The organism is Pseudomonas sp. ICMP22404 (assembly GCF_006227205.1).
Classification (GTDB): Bacteria; Pseudomonadota; Gammaproteobacteria; order Pseudomonadales; family Pseudomonadaceae; genus Aquipseudomonas.
Map to the genome: position 1 here is coordinate 247,327 of NZ_VCNG01000002.1, position 21,071 is coordinate 268,397.

Annotated in this window: 19 protein-coding genes and 1 pseudogene; 9 read left to right on the forward strand and 11 right to left on the reverse strand. The window is 57.7% G+C overall.

Annotated elements, in window-relative coordinates; genetic code table 11:
- Positions 1-342 precede the first annotated feature (342 nt).
- The 6 genes from FGE05_RS04910 to choW form a co-directional block, all read right to left on the reverse strand.
- On the reverse strand, positions 343-1,257 hold the full coding sequence (locus tag FGE05_RS04910) for a LysR substrate-binding domain-containing protein (RefSeq protein WP_139642021.1): 915 nt from the start codon (positions 1,255-1,257) through the stop codon (positions 343-345).
- Positions 1,258-1,500: 243 nt separating this feature from the next.
- The gene (locus FGE05_RS04915; RefSeq protein ID WP_139642022.1) at positions 1,501-2,637 is read right to left on the reverse strand and encodes a hybrid-cluster NAD(P)-dependent oxidoreductase; all 1,137 of its coding nucleotides are present in this window, start codon (positions 2,635-2,637) and stop codon (positions 1,501-1,503) included.
- 9 nt (positions 2,638-2,646) lie between these two features.
- Positions 2,647-3,903 (reverse strand): SRPBCC family protein, encoded by a 1,257-nt coding sequence (locus FGE05_RS04920; RefSeq protein ID WP_139642026.1) that lies wholly within the window; start codon positions 3,901-3,903, stop codon positions 2,647-2,649.
- Between the two features lie 128 nt (positions 3,904-4,031).
- Positions 4,032-4,970, reverse strand: a complete 939-nt coding sequence (locus FGE05_RS04925) for a LysR substrate-binding domain-containing protein (protein ID WP_139642029.1) — start codon at positions 4,968-4,970, stop codon at positions 4,032-4,034.
- A 29-nt stretch (positions 4,971-4,999) separates the two neighbouring features.
- Complete coding sequence (gene choV, locus FGE05_RS04930) at positions 5,000-6,223, reverse strand: choline ABC transporter ATP-binding protein (protein WP_053193827.1); 1,224 nt, start codon at positions 6,221-6,223, stop codon at positions 5,000-5,002.
- Entirely contained in the window at positions 6,220-7,068 is an 849-nt protein-coding gene (choW, locus tag FGE05_RS04935; RefSeq protein WP_024778817.1) for a choline ABC transporter permease subunit, read from the reverse strand. Before choW ends, choV begins: the two co-directional genes overlap by 4 nt.
- 453 nt (positions 7,069-7,521) lie before the next feature.
- Between choW and FGE05_RS04940 the strand changes: the two genes are divergently transcribed.
- Positions 7,522-8,223 (forward strand): TetR/AcrR family transcriptional regulator, encoded by a 702-nt coding sequence (locus FGE05_RS04940; protein WP_024778816.1) that lies wholly within the window; start codon positions 7,522-7,524, stop codon positions 8,221-8,223.
- Complete coding sequence (locus FGE05_RS04945; protein WP_139642031.1) at positions 8,220-9,005, forward strand: pyrroline-5-carboxylate reductase; 786 nt, start codon at positions 8,220-8,222, stop codon at positions 9,003-9,005. Before FGE05_RS04940 ends, FGE05_RS04945 begins: the two co-directional genes overlap by 4 nt.
- 44 nt (positions 9,006-9,049) lie before the next feature.
- Here the strand turns inward: FGE05_RS04945 and FGE05_RS04950 are convergent, their stop codons facing one another.
- The 3 genes from FGE05_RS04950 to FGE05_RS04960 are packed head-to-tail and all read right to left on the reverse strand — an operon-like array spanning position 9,050 to position 12,697.
- Complete coding sequence (locus FGE05_RS04950) at positions 9,050-9,433, reverse strand: VOC family protein (protein ID WP_024778814.1); 384 nt, start codon at positions 9,431-9,433, stop codon at positions 9,050-9,052.
- A gap of 45 nt (positions 9,434-9,478) precedes the next feature.
- A complete protein-coding gene (locus tag FGE05_RS04955) occupies positions 9,479-10,603 on the reverse strand; it encodes an S-(hydroxymethyl)glutathione dehydrogenase/class III alcohol dehydrogenase (protein ID WP_033034517.1) in 1,125 nt (374 codons plus the stop codon).
- Between the two features lie 57 nt (positions 10,604-10,660).
- Positions 10,661-12,697, reverse strand: a complete 2,037-nt coding sequence (locus FGE05_RS04960; RefSeq protein WP_024778812.1) for an NADH:flavin oxidoreductase — start codon at positions 12,695-12,697, stop codon at positions 10,661-10,663.
- A 211-nt stretch (positions 12,698-12,908) separates the two neighbouring features.
- Here FGE05_RS04960 and FGE05_RS04965 point away from each other — a divergent pair, with 211 nt between their 5' ends.
- The 7 genes from FGE05_RS04965 to FGE05_RS04995 all read left to right on the forward strand — a co-directional run bounded on the left by FGE05_RS04965 (position 12,909) and on the right by FGE05_RS04995 (position 19,008).
- A complete protein-coding gene (locus FGE05_RS04965) occupies positions 12,909-13,658 on the forward strand; it encodes an electron transfer flavoprotein subunit beta/FixA family protein (protein ID WP_024778811.1) in 750 nt (249 codons plus the stop codon).
- Positions 13,658-14,593, forward strand: coding sequence for an electron transfer flavoprotein subunit alpha/FixB family protein (locus FGE05_RS04970; RefSeq protein ID WP_139642033.1), 936 nt, complete (start codon positions 13,658-13,660; stop codon positions 14,591-14,593). The genes FGE05_RS04965 and FGE05_RS04970 overlap by 1 nt, the downstream gene beginning before the upstream one ends.
- A gap of 202 nt (positions 14,594-14,795) precedes the next feature.
- Entirely contained in the window at positions 14,796-15,695 is a 900-nt protein-coding gene (locus FGE05_RS04975; RefSeq protein WP_139642036.1) for a glycine betaine ABC transporter substrate-binding protein, read from the forward strand.
- A 58-nt stretch (positions 15,696-15,753) separates the two neighbouring features.
- On the forward strand, positions 15,754-16,782 hold the full coding sequence (locus FGE05_RS04980; RefSeq protein WP_139642514.1) for an Ldh family oxidoreductase: 1,029 nt from the start codon (positions 15,754-15,756) through the stop codon (positions 16,780-16,782).
- A 43-nt stretch (positions 16,783-16,825) separates the two neighbouring features.
- A complete protein-coding gene (locus FGE05_RS04985; protein WP_139642038.1) occupies positions 16,826-17,443 on the forward strand; it encodes a dimethylsulfonioproprionate lyase family protein in 618 nt (205 codons plus the stop codon).
- Between the two features lie 47 nt (positions 17,444-17,490).
- Entirely contained in the window at positions 17,491-17,733 is a 243-nt protein-coding gene (locus FGE05_RS04990) for a ribbon-helix-helix protein, CopG family (protein ID WP_024778806.1), read from the forward strand.
- Between the two features lie 279 nt (positions 17,734-18,012).
- Positions 18,013-19,008 carry an isopenicillin N synthase family oxygenase gene (locus FGE05_RS04995; protein ID WP_053193808.1) on the forward strand — a complete coding sequence of 332 codons (996 nt, stop codon included), beginning with the start codon at positions 18,013-18,015 and terminating at the stop codon, positions 19,006-19,008.
- Between the two features lie 96 nt (positions 19,009-19,104).
- Here the strand turns inward: FGE05_RS04995 and FGE05_RS05000 are convergent.
- Positions 19,105-20,073 (reverse strand): annotated as a pseudogene (locus FGE05_RS05000) (GlxA family transcriptional regulator); the annotation flags it as partial.
- A 38-nt stretch (positions 20,074-20,111) separates the two neighbouring features.
- Complete coding sequence (locus FGE05_RS05005) at positions 20,112-21,068, reverse strand: GlxA family transcriptional regulator (protein WP_175361452.1); 957 nt, start codon at positions 21,066-21,068, stop codon at positions 20,112-20,114.
- Between the last annotated feature and the right edge of the window lie 3 nt (positions 21,069-21,071).

The following is a 21,071-nucleotide window of genomic DNA, read 5'->3' on the forward strand; positions in this document are numbered from 1 at the left end:
TCTCTGTAGGTGCGTCTGGACGCTATCTGCTTACTTTGCTTGCTCGATTAGGATATCGCAGGGCGTCGATGATCAATGTCAGAGCAGGTGACGATAGGCTGCGATTCGCATAGAAAATGTGCAGGCTTGGGAAGGTAGGCTGTGCACCGTGCTCGACGATTGGAGTCGGCCGCGACATCGATTGAGCGTGAGTTATCCGAGCAACAGGCATCTCAGCGCAAAGGTTCGGCTGTTCGTCGAATGGGTGGTGCATGTGTTTGCTCCGTTGGACGGCCGATAAATGTTGCCTGGACGCAGCCGAGTTCGCCCGCCAGCGTTTCAATGCCCACCCAAGACTGTCTCTCAGGTATCAATCGTCTTGGCAAGATGTGCCATCAGCCACTGACGGAAGCGGTTGACGCTTTGTCTGTTCTGGGCCCGGCCTTGGGGTTCCAGCAGGCAGAACTGCGCATCGGTGCGTAATATTGCTTGTGTCGGCCGCACCAGGTTGCCGGTCTGCAAGTGGTTACTCAGCAGGCCCGACCAAGCCAGGGCGATCCCCTGGCCCGCCAGCGCTGACTGGATCAGCATGGCGTAGCTGTTGATATTGATGCGGCGCCTGGGTTCTGGCGCCGGGTAGCCGAGGCGTTGAAACCATTCTCTCCAGCCAATCCAGTCCCGGTGCTGATCTTCCAGCCACAACCAGGTGCACCCCCCCAACTGTTCCAGCGTCTCGATCCCTGGGTGCTGCGCCAGATAGGTGGGGCTGCATACCGGGAAAATCTCTTCGTTGAACAGCGGTGTGACTTTCATGTTTTTCGGCGGCGTGCTGCAGTAATAAAGCGCCAGGTCACAGTCCAGCCGGGAAAAATCGCTGACTTGATCCGTCGCGATGATGCGCAGGTCAATTTCTTCATTCTGGCGCTGGAACTCCGATACAAGCGGCAGCAGCCACAACGACGCCATTGCCGTGCTGGTGACCACCGTGACTTGCTGGGCACCTTGCCAGTGACGTACGCCCGCCGTGGCCTGAGCGATTTGCTGCAAGGTGTCGCGCACACTTTCGTAATACTGGCTGCCGGTGGCGGTGAGGTTGATTTCCCGGGTTGTGCGGGTGAACAACGCCGCGCCCAGGTAATCTTCGAGCAATCGTACCTGGCGGCTGATGGCGCCTTGTGTGACGTTCAGTTCGCGAGCCGCCACGGTGAAACTCAAGTGGCGGGCTGCGGACTCGAACGCCACCAGACTGTTGAGCGGCGGCAAAGGTTGCAGTTTCATCAGGCTGGTCACTGTTCTATAGGTGTTGGGCGCACAGATATTGTGCAGAAGCCCGTGTGCAGTGACTATCTAATTAGTGAGGCAAGTCTAGCCTCTGTACGAAAAGCCTTGAGACTCGTTCATGCTGCGTTGAAAACAGCCTCGGAATGCTCATGTACTCCAGTACAGTCGGACGCGACCCCGGGCGTTCCTCGGCTGTTTTCGCCTTGCCTGACCTTCGTCTCAAGACTTTTCGTACAGAGTCTAGAGATCGAGGACCAGGTCAGAAGTGGGCTTGCTGCAGCACAGCAAACGCAGGCCTTTGTCGATTTCCCGCTGCCTGATACCGCCGTTGTGATTCATCTCGACCGTACCTTGCACCAAGGTGGTCTTGCAGGTACCACAGACGCCCTGGCTGCAGGAGGAGGGCACGATGGCACCGGCTTTCTTTGCGGCAGACAGCACCGTCTGGTTGCCCGGCATGCTGAAGGTCTTGCCCGAGCGCGCCAGGGTCACCGTGAACACCGCTTGCGGGTCGAGCGAAGTGGCCTGCTCGATCAACGGTGCTTCATTCAGTACGGCAATGTCGAAGCTTTCCTGATGATAGTGGGCGAAATCGAACGCCGCTTCCCTGAGCAGCGATTTGACCGCTTCCATGTAACCCTGGGGGCCGCAGGTAAAGATTTCCCGTTCCTTGTAGTCCGGTACCAGTTGGCTCAACAACGGTAAATCGAGTCGGCCTATGGGTTGCTGCCATTGCGCTGTTTCGCCAAGTCCTTCGCAAATACTGATCACCCGAAGTTCCGGCATGGCGGCCTGCATGCGCGTCAGCTCCGCGTGGAAGATGATGTCGACCGGCGTACGGGCGCTGTGCACAAAAACGATGTCGAGGTTGGCGGCCATGTCATAGGCGGCCCGAGTCATCGACATCAAGGGGGTCACGCCGGAGCCGGCCGACAGGTACAACAATTTACCTGCCGGATGGCCGATCGGGGTGAAGCTGCCGGCGGGGCCGGACGCTTTCAGGCTATCGCCAGGCTTGAGGTTGTCGTGGAGCCAGTTCGACACCACGCCCCCTGGCACGCGCTTGACGGTAATGGAAAACGCGAAAGGCCGGGTCGGTGAGGACGAAAGGGTGTAGCAACGAGCGATGGTCTGCCCACCAATGACCGGCGAGATCGTGATGAACTGACCAGGCTCGAAGCTCAGGGCGCTGAAGTCTGCACAGCGAAAAATGAAGGTCTTGACGTCATGGGTTTCCTGACGCACAGCGCAGCATTGCAGGGCTTTCTGTTCTCCGCTGTGCCACTGCGCGCCAAACGTGCCCCAGGTGGTCGGGTCGGTAAAGTGCTGGGCTACGCCGACGTTTTCAGGGCGCGTCAGTTCTTCGTAAGTCGTCATGTTCATTCCTCACACGCCATGGGCGGCCAGACGCGCCGCGTACCAGCGAGAGAACTGGTCGACATAGGTTTCGGTAAAGGCCGAGAACGGTCCAGGCGTGTAGGAAGGGTCCTGGGTGCCGCTGTGGGTAATACCAACGAGATTGGCGTCTTGCAGGTTGGTTGCGACCCAGACTTCAGTCAGCTTATCCACTTGGTAATCGACGCCTTCGACGGCATCGGCATGGACCAGCCATTTGGTCCTGACCAGGGTTTTATCGGGTGCCAGCGGGATGATGTAGGAGACGACGGCGTGGTCGCTCATGACATGGGTCCACGAGTTATGTGTCCAAAGATGCATGTCGCCCAAGTCGCGGCGGGTGAGGTCACCGAAGAGGCGGGAGCATGCTACGCGGGTGTCCAGGGTCTGGGATTCGCCATTGCCGGCAATGGCCAGTCGCTGTGAGCGAAATTGGGTCACGGCGTCTTCGCCCAGGTGTTCGACGGCATCGCAGATATAGCCTTCGCTTTCCCAGTTGGCCTTGGTGTCTGCATTGCGTTGGTGATACTCCGCCAGCGCTTGAAGAGAATCCTCCCCCAGGCCGTCGGTGCAGAATCCGAAATCTTCGGGCAGGAAAGATGCGGTCAGTTCCGGGTGAGTGGCGGCGCAGTGATAACACTCGCGGTTATTCTCGATGACCAGCTTCCAATTGCCGTTCTCGATGATTTCCGATTCGTAGGCGATCTTGGAATGGGCAATGTCGTATTGGGCGAAACGCGGTGTCATGACCTGCTCAAGGTACATGATGTCTTCCGGTGGTTCGTCGCCCAGGCAGACGAAGACATGGGTGCCGATGACCCGGGTATGCACAGGTATCAGGCTTTTGCATTTGGAGTCGAAATCCTTGCCCATGTGCGCCGCATGTTTCAGGCTGCCATCCAGGTCGTAGCTCCATTGGTGGTAGGGGCAGACCAGCATGCCCACCGTCGACTTGCCAGCCTGTTTCAAGCGAGCCCCGCGGTGACGGCAGACATTGCGGAATGCCTGCACGTGCTCGTCATCGTCGCGCACCAGCAGGATGGAGGATTTGCCGATGTCGAGGGTGGAGACATCACCGGGTTCGGGAATGTCGCTGGTGACCCCCACCAGAATCCAATGTTTGGTGAAAAAGATGTCGACGTCGGTTTCAAAAATATCCGGGCGACCAAATAAATCACCCGGCATGCCATGGCCGGGAGTGCGGTCGGTCAGAAGTTCACGATGGGTTTTCACGGCATTAATAGTCATTATGGGTCTCGCTCAAACTCAAAGTTGATCAGGCGGCAAGCACAGTTTGGAAAAGTGGAATAAGACCGTCAACGCGCTTTATTTTCACGCTCGCATAACTTTTCGTTATGCGTAAAAATTCTATTTAATCAGTGAGTTAAATAACTATCGTCGCGCAGCCAATCAATCAGCGCCTGGGTAATAGGCTCAACTGTTCGGCCGCTCGGAATAACCAGGTAATAGGCGTCCTTGGGCTTGACTCTATAGGGCGTAATTCTGATCAGCTCACCGCTATTGAGCCGGTGTGCGATTAGCCGACCCCATCCCAGTGCAATGCCATGGCCTTGTATGGCCGCCTGTATCGCGTCGTTATAGGAACTGCAGCGAAATGAGTAATTGAGCTTGGGGCGCATATCGCCGAGTTCCCGGCACCATCGGTTCCAGGTCATCCAGCCTTCCAGGGTGGAATCGGAGTCAATCAACGCCGTGTCGAGAAAATCGGTAATGGATGAAGGGGGCGTGTTGGCGGCAAGCCAGGCCGGCGAACAAACAGGAAACACTTCTTCGTCGAACAGGAAAACCGAACTCCCGCCCTCCCATTTCCCATCGCCAAAACGGATAGCCAGGTCAATATCATCCCGGTAGGTACTGGGCGAGACCTGATGAGTCATCAAGCGCAACTTCAACTTCGGTTGCAGGGTGCGCAGCGCGGTCAACCGGGGGAGTATCCTCAAGTGAGAAAACGCCTCGGTGCAGGCGATTGTGATCTCCTGCTCACCAATGCCTTCGGCAATTTTGTCGAAGACGCTGGCCATGCGATGAATGGACTCCGCGACGACCAGATGCAGTACATAGCCTTCGTGAGTCAGCTTGATCGACCGATGGAGGCGATGGAACAGCTTGGTTTCCAGGGCGTCCTCCAACAAGCGGATCTGTTTGCTGACGGCGGCCTGCGTCACGCCCAGCTCTTGGGCGGCCAGGGTGAAGCTGGTCAGCCGTGCCACGGCTTCGAATTCCAGCAAGGCCGTCATCGACGGTATCAACCGTCGGTAACCCTTGACCTTCTTATCGATATCGCTGGGTTGCATAGGTGTGTTCCAACGCCGTGCCAGGTGACTCACGCCACCGAAGATTCCCGTTCGGGTTCCGTAGGAACAGGCCGGGACATTTTGTGCCCCAGCAATGCCCGATACAGTTCACTGTCACCCAATATGCCCAAGATGACGCCAGCCTCGTCCTGCACAATCAGGGGGTGGCCGGTTTCGTAGCGAATCTGCAGCGCGTCGCGCATGGTGGTGGCGCAGGGGACGCACGTCGGTTGTCGAGCCAAGGTCTCGATTGCCTTGGTCGGATTCCAGGGTTGGACGTGTGCGGTGGTGGCGCCTTTTCGAACGCTGGTCAAATGACGCTGCGCACTCAGCGCCATCCACAGGTTCTGAGCCGTATCCAGGCAGTATTCGTCGCGGGCGAAAACGCATTGGTCCAGCGGTGTCATCAAGCTCTTCGCGCACAGCACGTTCAAGGGGTTGGTGTGGGCGACGAAGTTGCGCACATAGTCGTCGGCCGGGTTCAGCACGATTTCTTCGGGCTTGCTGTACTGGATGATCTTGCCGTCTTTCATGATGGCGATGCGTGTGCCCAGCTTCAGGGCTTCGTCCAGGTCATGGCTGACGAAAACGATGGTCTTGTGCAGCTTGCGTTGCAGATCGAGCAATTCGTCCTGTAAGCCTTGGCGGATCAGCGGGTCGAGGGCCGAGAACGGTTCGTCCATCAGCAGGATGTCGGCGTCCATAGCCAGTGCACGGGCCAGGCCAACCCGCTGCTGCATGCCGCCGGACAGTTCGTTGGGCTTCTTGTTGCGCCACTGGGTCAGGCCCACCAGCTCAAGCTTCTCATCCACCAGCTTGCGCCGCTCCTTTTCCGGACGGCCCTGCATTTCCAGACCAAAGCTGATGTTTTCGCGAACCGTCAGCCAGGGCATCAAGGCGAACTTCTGGAACACCATGGCGATGCGCTGGGTGCGCATCATTTTCAGCTCGGCGGGGGAGCAGGAAGCGATGTCGATTTGGCGGCCTTCGTGCTCCACGAAGAGCTTGCCGCGGCTCACGGTGTTCAGGCCGTTGATGCAACGCAGCAGACTGGATTTGCCGGAGCCGGAGAGGCCCATCAATACACAGATTTCGCCTTTGTTGATCTCCAGGTTGGCCTTTTCCACGCCGACGATCAGGCCGGTTTTCTGCAGAATTTCCGGACGTGAAAAGCCTTGGTCAAGCAAATCCAGGGCAGGCTTCGGGCGAGCGGAGAAGATCACGTCGACGTCTTCAAAACGGATGATGCTCATACGTCACCTCTTTTCGCGGTCTCGCGTTGCTTGCAGATGCGGTCGAGCGTGATCGCCAGCAGCACGATCGCCAGGCCCGCTTCGAAACCCATCGAGATATCGGCGGTGTTCAACGCATTGACCACGGGTTTGCCAAGCCCGTCGGCCCCCACCAAGGCGGCGATCACGACCATGGAAAGTGACAGCATGATGCATTGGGTAATTCCGGCGGCGATGCTGGGCATGGCGTGGGGCAGTTCGATGCGCATCAACAATTGGCGGCGCGAGCAGCCAAAGGCCTTGCCAGCATCCATCAGTTCTTCGGGAACATCACTGATGCCCAGATACGTCAGGCGAATAGGTGCGGCGATTGCAAATACCACTGTGGAGATCAGGCCCGGGACCACGCCCAGGCCGAAGAGGGTCAGGGTGGGAATGAGGTAAACGAAGGTCGGTACGGTCTGCATCAGGTCGAGGACCGGCCGCAAGGTCGCGTAGAACCAGGGTCGATGTGCCGCGACGATGCCTAGCGGTACACCGATGACCACGCAGACGAGTGTGGCGAAGGTGACTTGGGCGAGAGTCTCCAGGGTCTCTTGCCAATAACCGAGGTTGAATATCAGCAGGAAGGCGAGGGTGATGAACAGGGTGAGGCTCACCTTGCGCTGAATGTAATAGGCCAGCAGGGCAAATACAGCGATCAACGCCAAGGGGTTGAACCAAAGGAGCACACCGCTGAATGCGGTGATGACACCCGACAGCGACAGCGAGATGGCATCGAAGATACCTGCGCCGTGCTGAGTCAACCATTCGACATACCGGGCGATGTGTTCGCCCAGGGGAAGCTTCTCTTGTGTTATCCACATATCACTAATCCGACTGATAGAAAGAAATCGCACGCCAGCAACCGTCCGGGCAGCGCTTCGCGCGCCGGGTTAGCAGGCGCACAAGCGACTGCGCAGGGCGTCGCTTCAGCAGTTATCGAAGTTTGGGCAGGGGATAAGTAACAGAAGTAGCGTGAGGCAATGCCAGTCGCCCCGGTATTCTTTGGCCGGACGTCGAAAGGCTTTCAAAGGTGTGCGCTGCAAGATTCATGATGGCGGCTCGTTGTTGTTTTGGTATGGAGTCCGTTGCCTGTGGGGTATGGTCAGTCAGGAGTCTTTTACCGACAAACCATTTTATGTCCGCGTCTCATGAGTTTTTATCATTAATGACTTCATTCACTCTTGAGCCGAGAAAGTCAACTAAATGTACTTAGGTGTACATTAGAGGGGCATCCGAGTACATTCGCGTTACGCATTATTAAGAAGGTGAGCAGAATGCCCCAGGTAGGGAAGGCACGTGGCAAGGCCCAGGACGCAGGCTGGCGGGGGTCGACGGAGGGCTGGCTGGAAGCGGCCTACGAGGCCTTGAAGGAATCGGGCATCGATGCCGTTCGTGTCATGCCGCTGGCCAAGCGCCTGGGTTTGTCACGCACCAGCTTCTATTGGTTTTTCGAGGATCGCGAACAGCTGTTGGCCGCCTTGCTTTCCCGTTGGCGGGAGACCAACACGGGGGGCTTGATCCGGCAGTGCGAAAGCTATGCCGAAAGCATTTCCGAGGCGATCCTGAATGTGTTCGAGTGCTGGCTCAATCCGCAACTGTTCGATTCGCAATTCGAGTTTGCCGTGCGCAGTTGGGCGTTGCAGTCGGCTGAAGTGGCTCAAGAGGTCGCGACCGTGGACGAGCAGCGGATGAGCGCCCTGGCAAACATGTTCAAGCGTTTTGGCTATGACAGTCAGGGTGCCGATACGCGCGCCCGGACGATCTACCTGACCCAGATCGGCTATATCAGCATGAACACCAGTGAGCTGATCACCACGCGTTTCCAGCGTATTCCCCATTACGTCAGCATCTTCACCGGCAAGGTTCCCAAGCAACGCGAGCTGGATCGCTTCTATGGGAAATTTGGCTACGCCGAGAAAGAGCCAGGGCTTTTCGTTCCCTTGGCGGACACTTTCGAAGAGGTCTCTGCAAAATGATCAGCGAAACGCTCGGTATCATCGGCGGAACGGGCTGGTTGGGTGGAGCGATTGCGAAAGCGCTCATGGCGAAGTCGCTGTTGCCGGCTGGCAATCTGATCATTTCCAATCGCACCGGCAGTCATCCGCTGGCACAACAAGGCGTTTGCCTGGTCACGGACAATCAGGCGCTGGTGACACGTAGCGACATGGTAATCATCGCGGTGCGCCCCGAGCATTTCGCCAGCCTGGACATTGACGCGACGGGCAAGACCGTCGTGTCCTTGATGGCTGGGGTTACGGCGCAGACGATTGCCGCACAAACCTCAGCGTCGGCAGTCGTGCGGGCGATGCCTAACGCGGCGGTTGAAATCGGGCAATCCTTTACCCCGTGGTTTTGCTGGGGGGAAGTGAACGCGGCCGCGAGGGAGCTGGTACAGCGGCTGTTCGAATCGGTAGGCACTGCAGCCGAGGTTCAGGAGGAGGGCTTCATCGACTACCTCTCGGCGCTCTCGGGTACCGGTCCGGCTTTTCCTGCGTTGCTGATGACCGCACTGGCTAATCAGGCGAAGGCTGCCGGCATTCCTTCCGATATCGCACAATTGGCTGCGAAGAACGTTGTGGTCAATGGCAGCCAGCTTTTGGAAAACCACGATGCGCAGGAGATGATCGAGGCCTTGGTCGCCTATCGAGGTGTCACGGCCGCGGCGTTGCAATCAATGATCGATAGTCGTTTCGAAGCGCACATCGGAAGGGCTCTGGAGGCCGGTGCTGCGGTTGCCCGCAAAGGGCTTCATGCCTGATAAACCGAAGCCCCCGGTCAAGGGGGCTTCGATAAGCGTCTTATTTACTCTGCCTTGAAGCAGTAGACCGCCAGCTTGTTCCCGTCCAGATCCCGAGCGTAGGCAGCATAGGCGTTTTCAGCCCAGCCACGCGTGCCTGGCAGGCCTTCGCAGACGCCGCCATTTGCCAGCGCCGCGGCGTGGAAGGCGTGGACCGCAGCACGGCTCGGTGCCTCGAAGCTGACAGTACCGCCGTTACCGACAGTCGCCGGATTGCCGTTGGCCGGCTTGAGTACGAAAAACGAAGGCTTGTCGACGCCCCAGATGGAGCCATTCTCGCTGAGATCGGCGACGCGTTTGAGGCCGATTTCTTTCAGCGCTGCGTCATAGAACGCACGGGCTTTTGCCAGGTCATTGGTGCCGACGGTTACATGGGTAAAAACGGACATCGTTGCTTCCTTTTTGTGGGGGGGGGGAAATGAGGATCGGCCGAATCAATAATGAATGACGGTACGAATGCTTTGCCCGTCATGCATCAACTCGAATGCTTTGTTGATATCTTCCAGGGGCATGGTGTGGGTGATAAAGGTGTCCAGTGGGATCTCTCCTCGGCTGGCCTTCTCCACATAGCTGGGCAGCTCGGTGCGGCCCTTCACGCCACCAAACGCGCTGCCACGCCACACGCGACCGGTAACGAGCTGGAAAGGGCGGGTACTGATTTCCTGGCCCGCGCCGGCGACGCCGATGATAATCGACTCGCCCCAGCCCTTGTGGCAGCACTCCAGTGCCGCACGCATCAGTTGCACGTTGCCGACGCATTCGAACGAGTAGTCCACGCCGCCTTCGGTCAGCTCGACAATGACGTCCTGGATCGGCTTGTCGTATTCCTTGGGATTGATGAAGTCCGTCGCGCCCAACGACAGCGCGACTTCTCGCTTGGCAGGGTTGATGTCGATAGCGAGGATACGCCCGGCGTTGGCCATTTTTGCGCCGATGATGGCTGCCAGGCCAATGCCGCCCAGCCCGAACACCGCCACACTGGCGCCCGCTTCGACCTTGGCGGTGTTGAGGACGGCGCCGATTCCGGTGGTCACCCCGCAACCGAGCAGGCAGACCTGCTCCAACGGCGCCTCCTTGGGAATCTTCGCCAGGGAAATTTCCGGCAACACGGTGTATTCAGAAAATGTCGAGCAACCCATGTAGTGGAACAACGGTTTGCCTTCATAGGAAAAGCGTGAAGTGCCGTCGGGCATCAGGCCTTTGCCTTGGGTCGCCCTGACGGCTTGGCAGAGGTTGGTCTTGCCGGAAAGGCAGAACTTGCACTGGCCGCATTCGGCGGTATAGAGCGGAATCACATGGTCGCCGACCTGCAGCGAAGTGACACCTTCGCCGACGGCTTCGACGATACCGCCACCTTCATGGCCCAGGACGCTAGGGAAGATACCTTCCGGGTCGCTTCCTGAAAGGGTAAACGCATCGGTGTGGCAGACGCCGGTGGCAACGATACGCACCCGGACCTCACCAGCCTTGGGCGGTGCGACATCGATGGTGACCAGTTGCAACGGTTCATTGGGCGCGAATGCGACCGCAGCCCTTGATTTCAAGGTCTGTGCTGACATGGTAGAGCCTCGTTTCGAATAGTGAATTGCCCCTGATCCAGGATCAGGGGCATGACTTCAGATGTCCTTGACCAGTCGCAACGCATCGTAGATGGCCGCGTGGGTATTGCGTGCCGACACCGCGTCGCCGATCCGGAACAGCTGGAAGCGGCCCTCGGGGTTGGTAACGATGTTCTGGGTTTTCCCGGCGATCAGATCATGCTGTTCAACCGCACCGTTGTTGCGCGAATGGGGACGCAGTTCGAAGTACAGATCGTCGAGGGGCAGGGTGCCGTGGTTGATGACCACCTGATCGACCACTCGCTGTTTATGCACCTGGCCATAATCGCTGCCGAAGTTAGCCACCAATTGCCCGTCGCGTTTCTCCACCGAGTCGACCCGATAGGTGACGGTAAAGGTGACGTTCAGGTCTTGCAGGCTGCGCATGTAGGGCACCAGGTTCATCGCCATCACTTCGGGTGCGAACGAGCGGTCCGGTGTGACGATCTCCAGTTTCGCGCCGCTGTTGGCGATGACTTCGGCCGCTTGCAGGGCCGCATGGTCGCCTGCATCGTCAAAGATCAGCACGTTCTGGCCCGGCTTGACGTCACCGGAAATGATGTCCCAGGTAGACACCACCAGTTCATTGCCGTGCTTGAGCACTTCGGTGTGCGGCAAGCCTCCGGTGGCGACGATCACCACATCCGGATTTTCAGCCAGCACCGTCTCGGCCTCGGCCCAGGTATTGAAATGGAATTTCACGCCCAGCCGTTCGCATTGCGCCATGCGCCAGTCGATGATGCTGATCATCTCGCGGCGGCGCTCGCTCTGCGCTGTCAGGCGGATCTGGCCGCCGGGTTGATCGGCCACTTCAAACACCGTGACGTCGTGGCCGCGTTCGCCGGCTACCCGTGCCGCCTCCAGGCCCGCCGGGCCGGTGCCGATCACCACCACTTTGCGCTTGACCGACGCCTTGGGGATTTCGTGGGGCATGGTGGTTTCGCGCCCGGTGGCGGCGTTGTGAATGCAGTACGCGGCACCGCCCTGATAGATGCGGTCCAGGCAGTAGTTGGCGCCGACGCAGGGGCGGATCTCTTCTTCGCGCTTCTCGATGATCTTGCGCACGATGTGCGGGTCGGTCATGTGCGCCCGGGTCATGCCGATCATGTCCACCTTGCCAGAGGCGATGGCATGGCGGGCGGTGGCGACGTCGGGAATCTTCGCGGCATGGAAGGTGGGGAAGCCGGTGGCCGAGCGGATCTCGCCGGCAAAATCCAGGTGCGGGGAGTTGCGCATGCCCTGGATCGGAATCACGTCGGTGAGGCCGGCATCGGTATCGATGTGGCCGCGAACGACGTTGAGGAAGTCGACCAGGCCACTGTCCTTGAGCATGTGCGAGATCTGGATGCCGTCCTTGGCACCGAAACCGCCGGGCAGATCTTCATCGCCGGTGTAGCGAACCCCCAACAGGAAGTCCTCGCCACAGCGCTGGCGAATGCCGCGCAGGATGTCGAAGGTAAAGCGCAACCGGTTCTCCAGCGAACCGCCGTAGGGGCCATCAAGGTCGTTGGTCAGTGGCGACCAGAACTGATCCATGAGGTGTCCGTAGGCCTGCAGTTCCAAGCCGTCCAGCCCGGCGGCCTTCATGCGTTCGGCGGCGTCCACATAGTCCTTGATGATGCGGTCGATGTCCCATTCTTCCATCTTTTTCGGGAAAGCCCGGTGGGACGCTTCGCGGCGATGGGAGGGTGAGACGACCGGCAGCCAGTCGGCCTTGTCCCAGCGTGTGCGCCGCCCCAAGTGAGTCAGTTGAATCATCACCGCCGTGCCGTGTTCGTGACATTCGTCGGTCAGATCCTTCATCCATTTGACCACTTCATCCTTGTACGCCAGCACGTTGTTGAACACTGGCGGGCTGTCACGGGAAACGGCGGCGGAGCCCGCCGTCATGGTCAGTGCCACGCCAGCCTTGGCGCGTTCGACATGATAGGCGCGGTACAGATCCTTCGGCATGCCGTCGACAGGATAAGCCGGCTCATGAGAGGTGGTCATGATCCGGTTCTTGAGGGTCAGGTGTTTGATCTTATAGGGCTGCAGCAGAGGATCGCTGGACATGGTGTTGCGCTCCGAGAACAGAACATCAGGCTTGGTTTGACATAACGGTATGTTGAATGTTCATGTGTGTCAACGATTAAGACATAGGTGTACATTTTTCTTGCGTGGCGGAAAAACCGGGATTACCATCCAGTCGAAACAGGGGTGGTACGGCGCGTGCGTCCGGCCATCCCGCATCGATCCAAAGTGCCAGGGGGCAGTGCGAAGAACTATGAAAGTGCTCGTTGCGGTAAAGCGCGCCATCGACCCGAATGTGAAAGTCCGGGTGAAAGCCGACGGTTCAGACGTCGAGCTCGGTGGCGTGAAGATGGCCTTGAATCCGTTCTGCGAAATCGCGGTGGAGGAGGCGATACGCCTCAAGGAGAAGGGGGTGGCATCCGAAGTGGTGGTTGTCTCCGTGGGTACGTCGGCCGCTCAGGAACAACTGCGCACGGCATTGGCACTCGGCGCGGACCGGGCGCTGTTGGTCGAGACGAATGCAGTACTTGAGCCGCTCAACGTCGCCAAGTACCTGAGCAAAGTGATCGATCAGGAAAAGCCGCAATTGATCCTGTTCGGCAAGCAGGCGATCGATCAGGAGAACAATCAGGTCGGGCAAATGGTCGCGCAGTTGATCGGCAGCGGTCAGGCCACCTACGCCTCAGCCATCAATCAGGTGGATGGTCAATGGGTCGTCGAGCGAGAGGTCGACAGTGGCAGCCAGGTGCTCGCCCTCGCCATGCCTGCGGTGGTGACCTGCGACTTGCGGCTGAACCAACCGCGCTACGCCTCGTTGCCCAACATCATGAAAGCCAAGAAAAAGCCGCTTGAAATCATTGCCGCTGACACCTTGGGCGCAAGCGTGAAGGAACACGCTCGATTATTAGGAGTTGTCCCGCCTGCCGTGCGCAAAGCGGGAATCAACGTCGGTTCGGTGGCCGAACTGGTGGATAAATTGAAAAACGTTGCGGGGGTGATTTGATGCGTACATTGGTGATCGCCGAGCACAGCGCCGGTCAACTGACGGCAGGTACGTGGAGTGCCGTGACCGCCGCCACGGCCCTGGGCGCCAAGATGGATTTGCTGGTGATGGGTGGGGCTGACGCATCGGTAGTGGCGCAACAGGCGGCGCTGATCCAGGGTCTGGATCGGGTGCTCCTGGCGCAGGGGGGGATGTTCGAAAATGCCTTGGCCGAAAATATCCAGCCTCTGATCACGTCACTGGTGGCCGGCGGTTATACACACGTCGTTGCCGACGCCAGCAGTATGGGCCGCAACGTGCTGCCCCGGGTCGCGGCCAGCCTGGATGTCGGCATGCTGTCCGACGTCACCCACATTGTCTCGGCGGACACTTTCCAGCGGCCCATTTACGCCGGTAACGCCATCGCCACCGTGCAGTCCCTCGATCCGATCAAGTTGCTCACGGTCCGCGCATCGGCGTTCGCCCAGGCCCTGTCCCATGAACATCGCTGCGAAGTGGTGGCGGTGGAGGGCGGACAAAGTGCGAGCAATGTGCGCTTCGTGAGCGAGCAATTGACGGCCAGCGAACGGCCTGATCTGTCGAGCGCCCGCGTCGTCGTGTCCGGTGGCCGCGGGATGCAGAGCAAAGAAAATTTCGCCTTGATCGAGCGAGTGGCAGACAAGCTAGGCGGTGCCGTAGGCGCATCGCGTGCCGCAGTCGATTCGGGTTTTGCCCCCAACGATTTGCAGGTCGGGCAGACGGGCAAGATCGTCGCACCAGAGCTTTACATTGCGGCAGGTATCAGCGGCGCCATTCAGCATCTGGCCGGCATGAGTGGTTCAAAGGTCATCGTTGCGATCAACCAGGACCCTGAAGCGCCGATTGCTCAAGTGGCGGACTACATGTTGGTGGCGGATGTGTTCGAGGCGTTACCGGCACTCGAGAAAGCACTGTGAGTGCTTACGTTGATAAGTTTCGCCTGAGGGCGGAGGAGGACCGAGCGACCGAGAGACAGGAAGACTTCTCGCATAACTAAAACTTATTCATGCATAACATTAAATCCCTTGAGGAGCGTAATAACACTCTGCTCTGATGAGGGAGCGTTAATTCTTCTTCTGCCCTGCCAATAACTATTAATACAGTACGCGGAGATGCACCATGATGACGTTGTCCAGCAAAACTTGTATCGGCTGGTTTGCGGGCCTGGCGATGGCCGCCGGCAGCCTGATGGCCCACGCCGAGGAACCCACGCCAATCCGCATCGGATGGGTGAACTGGTCGGATACGGAAATTGCTGTAAAGCTGGCAGATACAGCATTGCGCGACCACTTGAAACAACCGGTCAAATTGATACTTGCCGATATTGGCATTCAGTTCCAGGCCCTGGCCAACGGTAATATCGACCTGATCCCGATGGTCTGGCTACCGAGCACCCACAAGTCGTTCTACGACAAATACCAGGACAAGCTCGAAGACCTCGGCGTGCTGTATGAAGGCCGGATCGGCATGGCCGTACCAACGTCCATTCCCACCAGCGAGATTGCCAGTGTCGAGGACCTCAACAAGCCAGATGTGCGGGAAAAACTCGGCGGCAAGATCCTGACATCGGAAGTGGGCAACGGTCAGTACAAACTGACGGAAAAGGCCATCAAGGAATACAAACTCGATGGCTACAAGATGGTTGCCTCTTCGGAGTCGGGCATGCTGAGCGAGCTGGATCGCAACCTCAAGCGTGACAAATGGGCGTTGATCAATGCCTGGAGTCCACATTGGATGTTCGCCAAGTGGCCACTGCGCTACCTGGACGATCCGAAGCAGATCTTTGGTGGTGCCGAGCAAATTCACGCGATTGCCCGCAAAGGCTTCAGCGCCGAACATCCCGATGTCGCCCGGTTCTTCGCCAACTTCAAGATTCCCAAGAGCGACCTCGAGAAGCTGATGGCGACCGCCCGTGACAGTTCGGCAGACAAGGTAGTTGCAGAGTACTACGCCGCCAACAAGCCCCGCTTCGACGCGATGTTCGGCAGCCAGACCGCCTCCGCAACACCAGCCCCATAATGGCTGCTGCCAGCCAATAGTTGTGTTGCCGTCCGGAGCCCTTCGCAAAGGGCTCCGGATTCTTCGAACGAACATTCAGGCGATACCCTTGAATACCACAGCCTATCGTCGCTTTACCCTTGATGAAGCGGTCGACTGGGTGAAGCATCTCTGCGAATCGAAGGGCTGCTCCCCAGCGGTGGCCAATTCATTGGCCCACGCCACCGTTGCGGCGCAAGCGCGTGGTAACCAGGCCGTGGGGTTTCGACACCTCGCCGACTATTTACCGGGCTTTTCCTCCGGACGTATTAATCCATGTGTCGAGCCACGCATCAGCCGCGCCGGCGCAATCATCTTCAAATCTGATGCCCAAGGTGGAATTGCCCAGCTCGGCGTCGACCGGTGTTTCGATTCGTTGTGTCATGCCGCGCATGTCAATGGCATGGCCACGTTGAGCCAGTGCAATAGTTTCACCAGCGGTGAACTCGGCGACTACACGCTGCGGTTTGCCCAGGCCGGACTGATCGCATTGGCGGTCGCAAACGGGCCGGCCCTGGTTGCCGTTCCTGGTGCCAGGGGCAAGACCTACTCGACCAATCCGATCTCATTTGCCGCGCCCTCGGCCGATGGCGTCCCGCTATTGTTCGACCAGGCATGCAGTGCCACGGCATTCGTGAACATCGCCCATGCCGCCTCGACAGGCAGCGGTATTCCCGAGGGATGGGCGGTTGACCAGTATGGCAACGGAACACGTGACGCCCTGGCAGCGCTGAGTGGTGCGTTGCTGCCTTTTGGTGGTCATCGCGGGGCCAACCTGATGCTCATGGTCGAAGTACTGGCAGCGGGGCTCACGGGCGCCAACTGGTCGCTGGATGCGCCGGCGTTCAACCAGGGGGCCCAGTCGCCTGGCTGTGGCCTGTTGATACTGCTTTTGGCGCCGACGTATTTTTCAGAGGGATTCGAGCAGCGGCTTGCCAACCAAATGGCTCGCTTGACGCAAATGGGCGTTCACAGACCGGGATGGGAGCGGCAACACGCAACGGTCAACGCCCAGAATGATGGGATCCGTGTTTCTGTTGGTCTGCTGGAACAGTTGAGCCGTTTGTAAGCTCGTTCGATACATCGCTTGGGAAACGTGGGCGAAAACGATGATGAACAGCACTGAAAATATGGCGTGGGAGCGGGACATTATCCGCAGCGGCGAACGGCTGAAGCGTTCGCTGCAAAACGTCCTGTCGGGCAGCCTTTGCGATGAGGCGCAGGCGCACGCCGCATCTCTGAATGCGGCCCAATGGACAATTCGCAAACCGGCGAAAACTTCAAGCGCGTTGCCAGGTTTTTTGGCGCCTCATTTAGCCGAAGCCCTTCACGCGGCGCCCAGGAGCGATGATGACCTGGTATCGATATGGGACGCGTTAGGCACGCTCTTGCCCCATGTCCCTTGGATAAACCGCCAGGCCCAGGCCGACCAGGACAGCGCTTTCGTGGAGCGACATCGTCACGGCATAATCGCCGGGCCGGGAGGATTGCTGGAATGTTCCACCTTGACCTTGGGATTGGCGCTCATGATGCCGCAGACCTGCTATCCCTATCACCAGCACCCGCCTGCCGAGTTCTATCTCGTTCTTTCGCCGGGCGACTGGTATCGCGAGGATGTGGGGTGGTGGACGCCCGGGGCTGGGGGCGTCGTGTTCAACTTTCCATCCTGTGTCCATGCCATGAAATCGACAAACGTTCCGCTTCTGGCCCTGTGGAGCTTGATGCATTAGTGCCTCGTTATAAGAACGAACTCGGTTAATGAATGAGGAAAGAAAATATGGCAGTGACCACACAGGGCATCAAGTTGGACGAGGAAACGCGGGCCAGGCTGAAGTCCGCATCAGCCAAGCTGGATCGCACCTCCCACTGGTTCATGAGGAAGGCGATTCTGAGTTTTATCGAGAAAGTTGAAGCTGGAGCGGGTATCGAAGCGTTCATAGCGGTTGAGTTTTTGGAGAAAGATACGAGGCGCCACAGCCTTGCACGACGGCTTCGCAAAGATTGCAATACGGATGAATGAACCTGATAACGTGTCCTGAATCTGCCAAGTCTAACGATCAACGAAACCTGACTTAAACAAACCCTGAAATGACATGCATATAACATCAGGAGTTATAGGCTTGATTCAGTTTTCATGATTGATTTTTTCTCATGAGTATTGAATGAAAAATGGTTTGTTGGTGTCCGCTCAGTCCTGAACAATGATTTCAGCATAAGGATCAAGAACAACGCTCTTGATTTCGTACGCTGGAACTTTTTCAGAATAACTAAAACGCGGCGCTTTTGTTGAGGAATACCGATGATTCAGCTGACCGATGCCCGGCTTGCAAGCAAACAGACTACGTTTGAAGAAATCCCTTTTATTGATATCGCGCCATTACTGGATGGGAGCGATCCACTGAAAGTTTCGCGCCAGATCGGCGAAACTTGCGAGAAAGTCGGTTTTTTCTATATCAGGAATCACGGCGTTTCTCGCACCTTGATAGACGCGATGTACGCTCAGACAAAAAATTTCTTTGCCCTGCCTTTTGATAAAAAGAATGAGCTGAACGTGGTTCATTCAGGTCCCACGCTTCGCGGCTACATTCCCATGTACGCGGAAAACGTCGATCCGGAAAACACCCGCGATTTCAAGGAGTGCTTCGACTACGGCGCCCATGATGATGAAGTGTCTCCGTTCTTCGGGGCGAACCTGATGCCGTCAGAGCCCGCGCAATTTTCCGACGTCTGCGAGGCCTATCATCGTGCGATGCTTGACCTGGCTCGTAAGCTCATCAGCGCCATTGCCCTGAGCCTGGATCTGCCCGCGGACTACTTTGAAAAACTGCAGCGCAAGCCGATCACCATTCAGCGATTGTTGCACTACCCCTCGCAGAGTGGCGAAATTTCACAAAAGGAAATCGGGATCGGAGCGCATACGGACTATGGTTTTCTGACGATTCTTTTCCAGGACAAGGTCGGCGGCTTGCAAGTACGCAATCGCGCTGGAGAATGGGTAAGCGCCCCACCGGTGGAGGACACATTCATTGTCAATATCGGTGATCTGGTGCAAACCCTGACGAATGATCGCTACACGTCGACCATGCACCGCGTGATCAATACCAGCGGCGTCGAACGGTATTCCATTCCCTTCTTCATTGACTTGGACTTCGACGCGCCGGTTGAGACCGTCGCCACGTGCATCAGTGCCGATAACCCGGCCAAGTACGCGCCTTACACCTGCGGTCAACACAAATACAGCCGCTTTGTCGCCAGCTATGCCCATCTGCAGCCTATCGAAGGCGCCAGCCACTAGTTGATCTACGTTCCGTTTATCTGAGCCCCATTAAAACCCGGTCACCGTCTGCGTGGAGGCGGTGGCTGCCTGGGAATGTACAGGGGTTGTCCCATGGGTATTCGACGAAGTGCGTTCATGACGTGGCGTGACGCCGAAATACCCTCGATAGCTTCTGGTGAATTGGTCTGCTGAACCAAAGCCGCACAGCGTACCTATTTTCAGGATGGATAATGGGGAGTGCTTCAACAACTGCTGTGCCCGGACTAAGCGCAGCTTGAGGTAATAGCGCAACGGAGAAATGTCCAAGTACTTTTGAAACAACCGCTCCAGTTGGCGCCGTGAAATCCCGACCTTGTGTGCCAGCACCTTGAGTTCGAGGGGCGCGTCCAGATGGGCCTCCATCAACAGGATGGCCGCTTGCAGTTTGGGCTGGTTGGCGCCCAGTGTATGCCTGAGCGGTATGCGCTGCTGATCCTGATCATCTCGCATACGTTCATACATGAACATGTCGGAAATTGCCGCGGCCAATTCACGGCCATGCTCGCTTCTGATGATGTGCAACATCATGTCCATCGGTGCGGTGCCGCCCGATGAGGTCAAGTGGTTTCTATCGATGGAGAAGAGGTGTGGCGTGATATCTGCCACTGGAAACGCTTCGCGCATCAGCTCCAGGCATTGCCAATGAACACTGCATCGGTGTCCTTCCAACAGTCCGGCTTTGCCCAGCGCCCAGCTCCCTGTGCAGATGGCCCCCAACTTGCGACCCAGGCGGGCTTGGCTCTGCAGCCAAAGCACATGTTCATGGCTGACGCTGTCCTGGATATGCATTCCGCCGCACACGATCACGGTGGATAACGGAGGGGTTTCTTGCATGCTGGTGTCGGGTGTTATTTGCAAGCCGGCGCTGGCACGCACGGGCTTTGCGTCCTGGCCCAGGGTGAACCATCGGTACAACTCTCTACCGGAGAGCTGATTGGCCATGCGCAAGGGTTCTATCGCTGATGCCAGGGAAATGAAAGTGAAGCCATCCAACAGCAGGAATCCGACGGATTGTGGGACAGGGGGCTGCGAAGTGGACACTATGTTGCGCTCCTTTTGGATATTACGTACCCGTGCAGCTCTCACAGTTCGTGGCGACTTTCCCTCGACGGTGGATAACCAAAAAAAGAGCTGTAGCATTTGCTGAAATGGGGGGTCGAGGCAAAGCCGCAGGCGATTGAAACATCGATGATCGTAAGGCTTGAGTTCTGTATCAGGCGCTGGGCGCCTTTAAGGCGCAATGCCAGGTAGTAACGTTGTGGAGGAATTCCCAATTGTTCCTGGAAGAGGCGTTGCACTTGGCGTCTTGATAGCCGAACACACTCGGCGAGTTGATCCTGGCTCAACGGCTCTTCCAGGTTACATTCCATCAATGTGATGATTTCTCGTAGCGCGGCGCTGACCTTGCCATCTTGAACCGGCACTGATGTACGAAACCTGGACTGGTCATGATCCAGCAGCTCAAAAACCGCATTCACGACATCCTGATCAAGCGTTGCGTAAAGCCACTTGATCATCATTTGAAATGCCCCCGCGGGGCTGGCCGCCGTGAGCCGGTCTCGATCAATTGCCATGGCGTCCAGAGTTACATTTGTGTTGGGTGAACATTCGGATAAAGCGATCCGTTGTTCTGCGTGAATGGCACAGCGGTAGCCATCCAACAACCCGGCTTTACCCAGATACCAGGCGCCATTCCACAACCCACCGAGCGCAATGGGCATGCTGGCGAGCTTGTTCAAGAGTTTCACCAGTCCGTCAGGCACGACTCTTGGCGTACGCAACCCACCGCAGACAATCATCAGATCCAGGGCGGCGATTCTAATGTCGGTAAGCGGGGTATCCGGCCTGATAGGGATGGCCAGGTCGCTCGTGACTTCGGAGTCGTTGCAACTGAATGTATGAACTTTTACCGAGCCTGGCCGAATCAGATTGGCCGTCACGAGCACGTCCAGGCATTGCGTAAAGCACGTCAGGGAGAAGTTCTCAAGCAAGAGGAAGCCGATGCTTGATGTTTGATGACACACGGTTAACTGATTCATCGA

What these genes read in the sequence shown, in the direction of transcription:
- FGE05_RS04910 (WP_139642021.1), bottom strand. Translation starts at nt 1,257, where the DNA reads ATGAAACTGCAACCTTTGCCGCCGCTCAACAGTCTGGTGGCGTTCGAG.
- FGE05_RS04915 (WP_139642022.1), bottom strand. Translation starts at nt 2,637, where the DNA reads ATGACGACTTACGAAGAACTGACGCGCCCTGAAAACGTCGGCGTAGCC.
- FGE05_RS04920 (WP_139642026.1), bottom strand. Translation starts at nt 3,903, where the DNA reads ATGACTATTAATGCCGTGAAAACCCATCGTGAACTTCTGACCGACCGC.
- FGE05_RS04925 (WP_139642029.1), bottom strand. Translation starts at nt 4,970, where the DNA reads ATGCAACCCAGCGATATCGATAAGAAGGTCAAGGGTTACCGACGGTTG.
- choV (WP_053193827.1), bottom strand. Translation starts at nt 6,223, where the DNA reads ATGAGCATCATCCGTTTTGAAGACGTCGACGTGATCTTCTCCGCTCGC.
- choW (WP_024778817.1), bottom strand. Translation starts at nt 7,068, where the DNA reads ATGTGGATAACACAAGAGAAGCTTCCCCTGGGCGAACACATCGCCCGG.
- FGE05_RS04940 (WP_024778816.1), top strand. Translation starts at nt 7,522, where the DNA reads ATGCCCCAGGTAGGGAAGGCACGTGGCAAGGCCCAGGACGCAGGCTGG.
- FGE05_RS04945 (WP_139642031.1), top strand. Translation starts at nt 8,220, where the DNA reads ATGATCAGCGAAACGCTCGGTATCATCGGCGGAACGGGCTGGTTGGGT.
- FGE05_RS04950 (WP_024778814.1), bottom strand. Translation starts at nt 9,433, where the DNA reads ATGTCCGTTTTTACCCATGTAACCGTCGGCACCAATGACCTGGCAAAA.
- FGE05_RS04955 (WP_033034517.1), bottom strand. Translation starts at nt 10,603, where the DNA reads ATGTCAGCACAGACCTTGAAATCAAGGGCTGCGGTCGCATTCGCGCCC.
- FGE05_RS04960 (WP_024778812.1), bottom strand. Translation starts at nt 12,697, where the DNA reads ATGTCCAGCGATCCTCTGCTGCAGCCCTATAAGATCAAACACCTGACC.
- FGE05_RS04965 (WP_024778811.1), top strand. Translation starts at nt 12,909, where the DNA reads ATGAAAGTGCTCGTTGCGGTAAAGCGCGCCATCGACCCGAATGTGAAA.
- FGE05_RS04970 (WP_139642033.1), top strand. Translation starts at nt 13,658, where the DNA reads ATGCGTACATTGGTGATCGCCGAGCACAGCGCCGGTCAACTGACGGCA.
- FGE05_RS04975 (WP_139642036.1), top strand. Translation starts at nt 14,796, where the DNA reads ATGATGACGTTGTCCAGCAAAACTTGTATCGGCTGGTTTGCGGGCCTG.
- FGE05_RS04985 (WP_139642038.1), top strand. Translation starts at nt 16,826, where the DNA reads ATGAACAGCACTGAAAATATGGCGTGGGAGCGGGACATTATCCGCAGC.
- FGE05_RS04990 (WP_024778806.1), top strand. Translation starts at nt 17,491, where the DNA reads ATGGCAGTGACCACACAGGGCATCAAGTTGGACGAGGAAACGCGGGCC.
- FGE05_RS04995 (WP_053193808.1), top strand. Translation starts at nt 18,013, where the DNA reads ATGATTCAGCTGACCGATGCCCGGCTTGCAAGCAAACAGACTACGTTT.
- FGE05_RS05005 (WP_175361452.1), bottom strand. Translation starts at nt 21,068, where the DNA reads ATGAATCAGTTAACCGTGTGTCATCAAACATCAAGCATCGGCTTCCTC.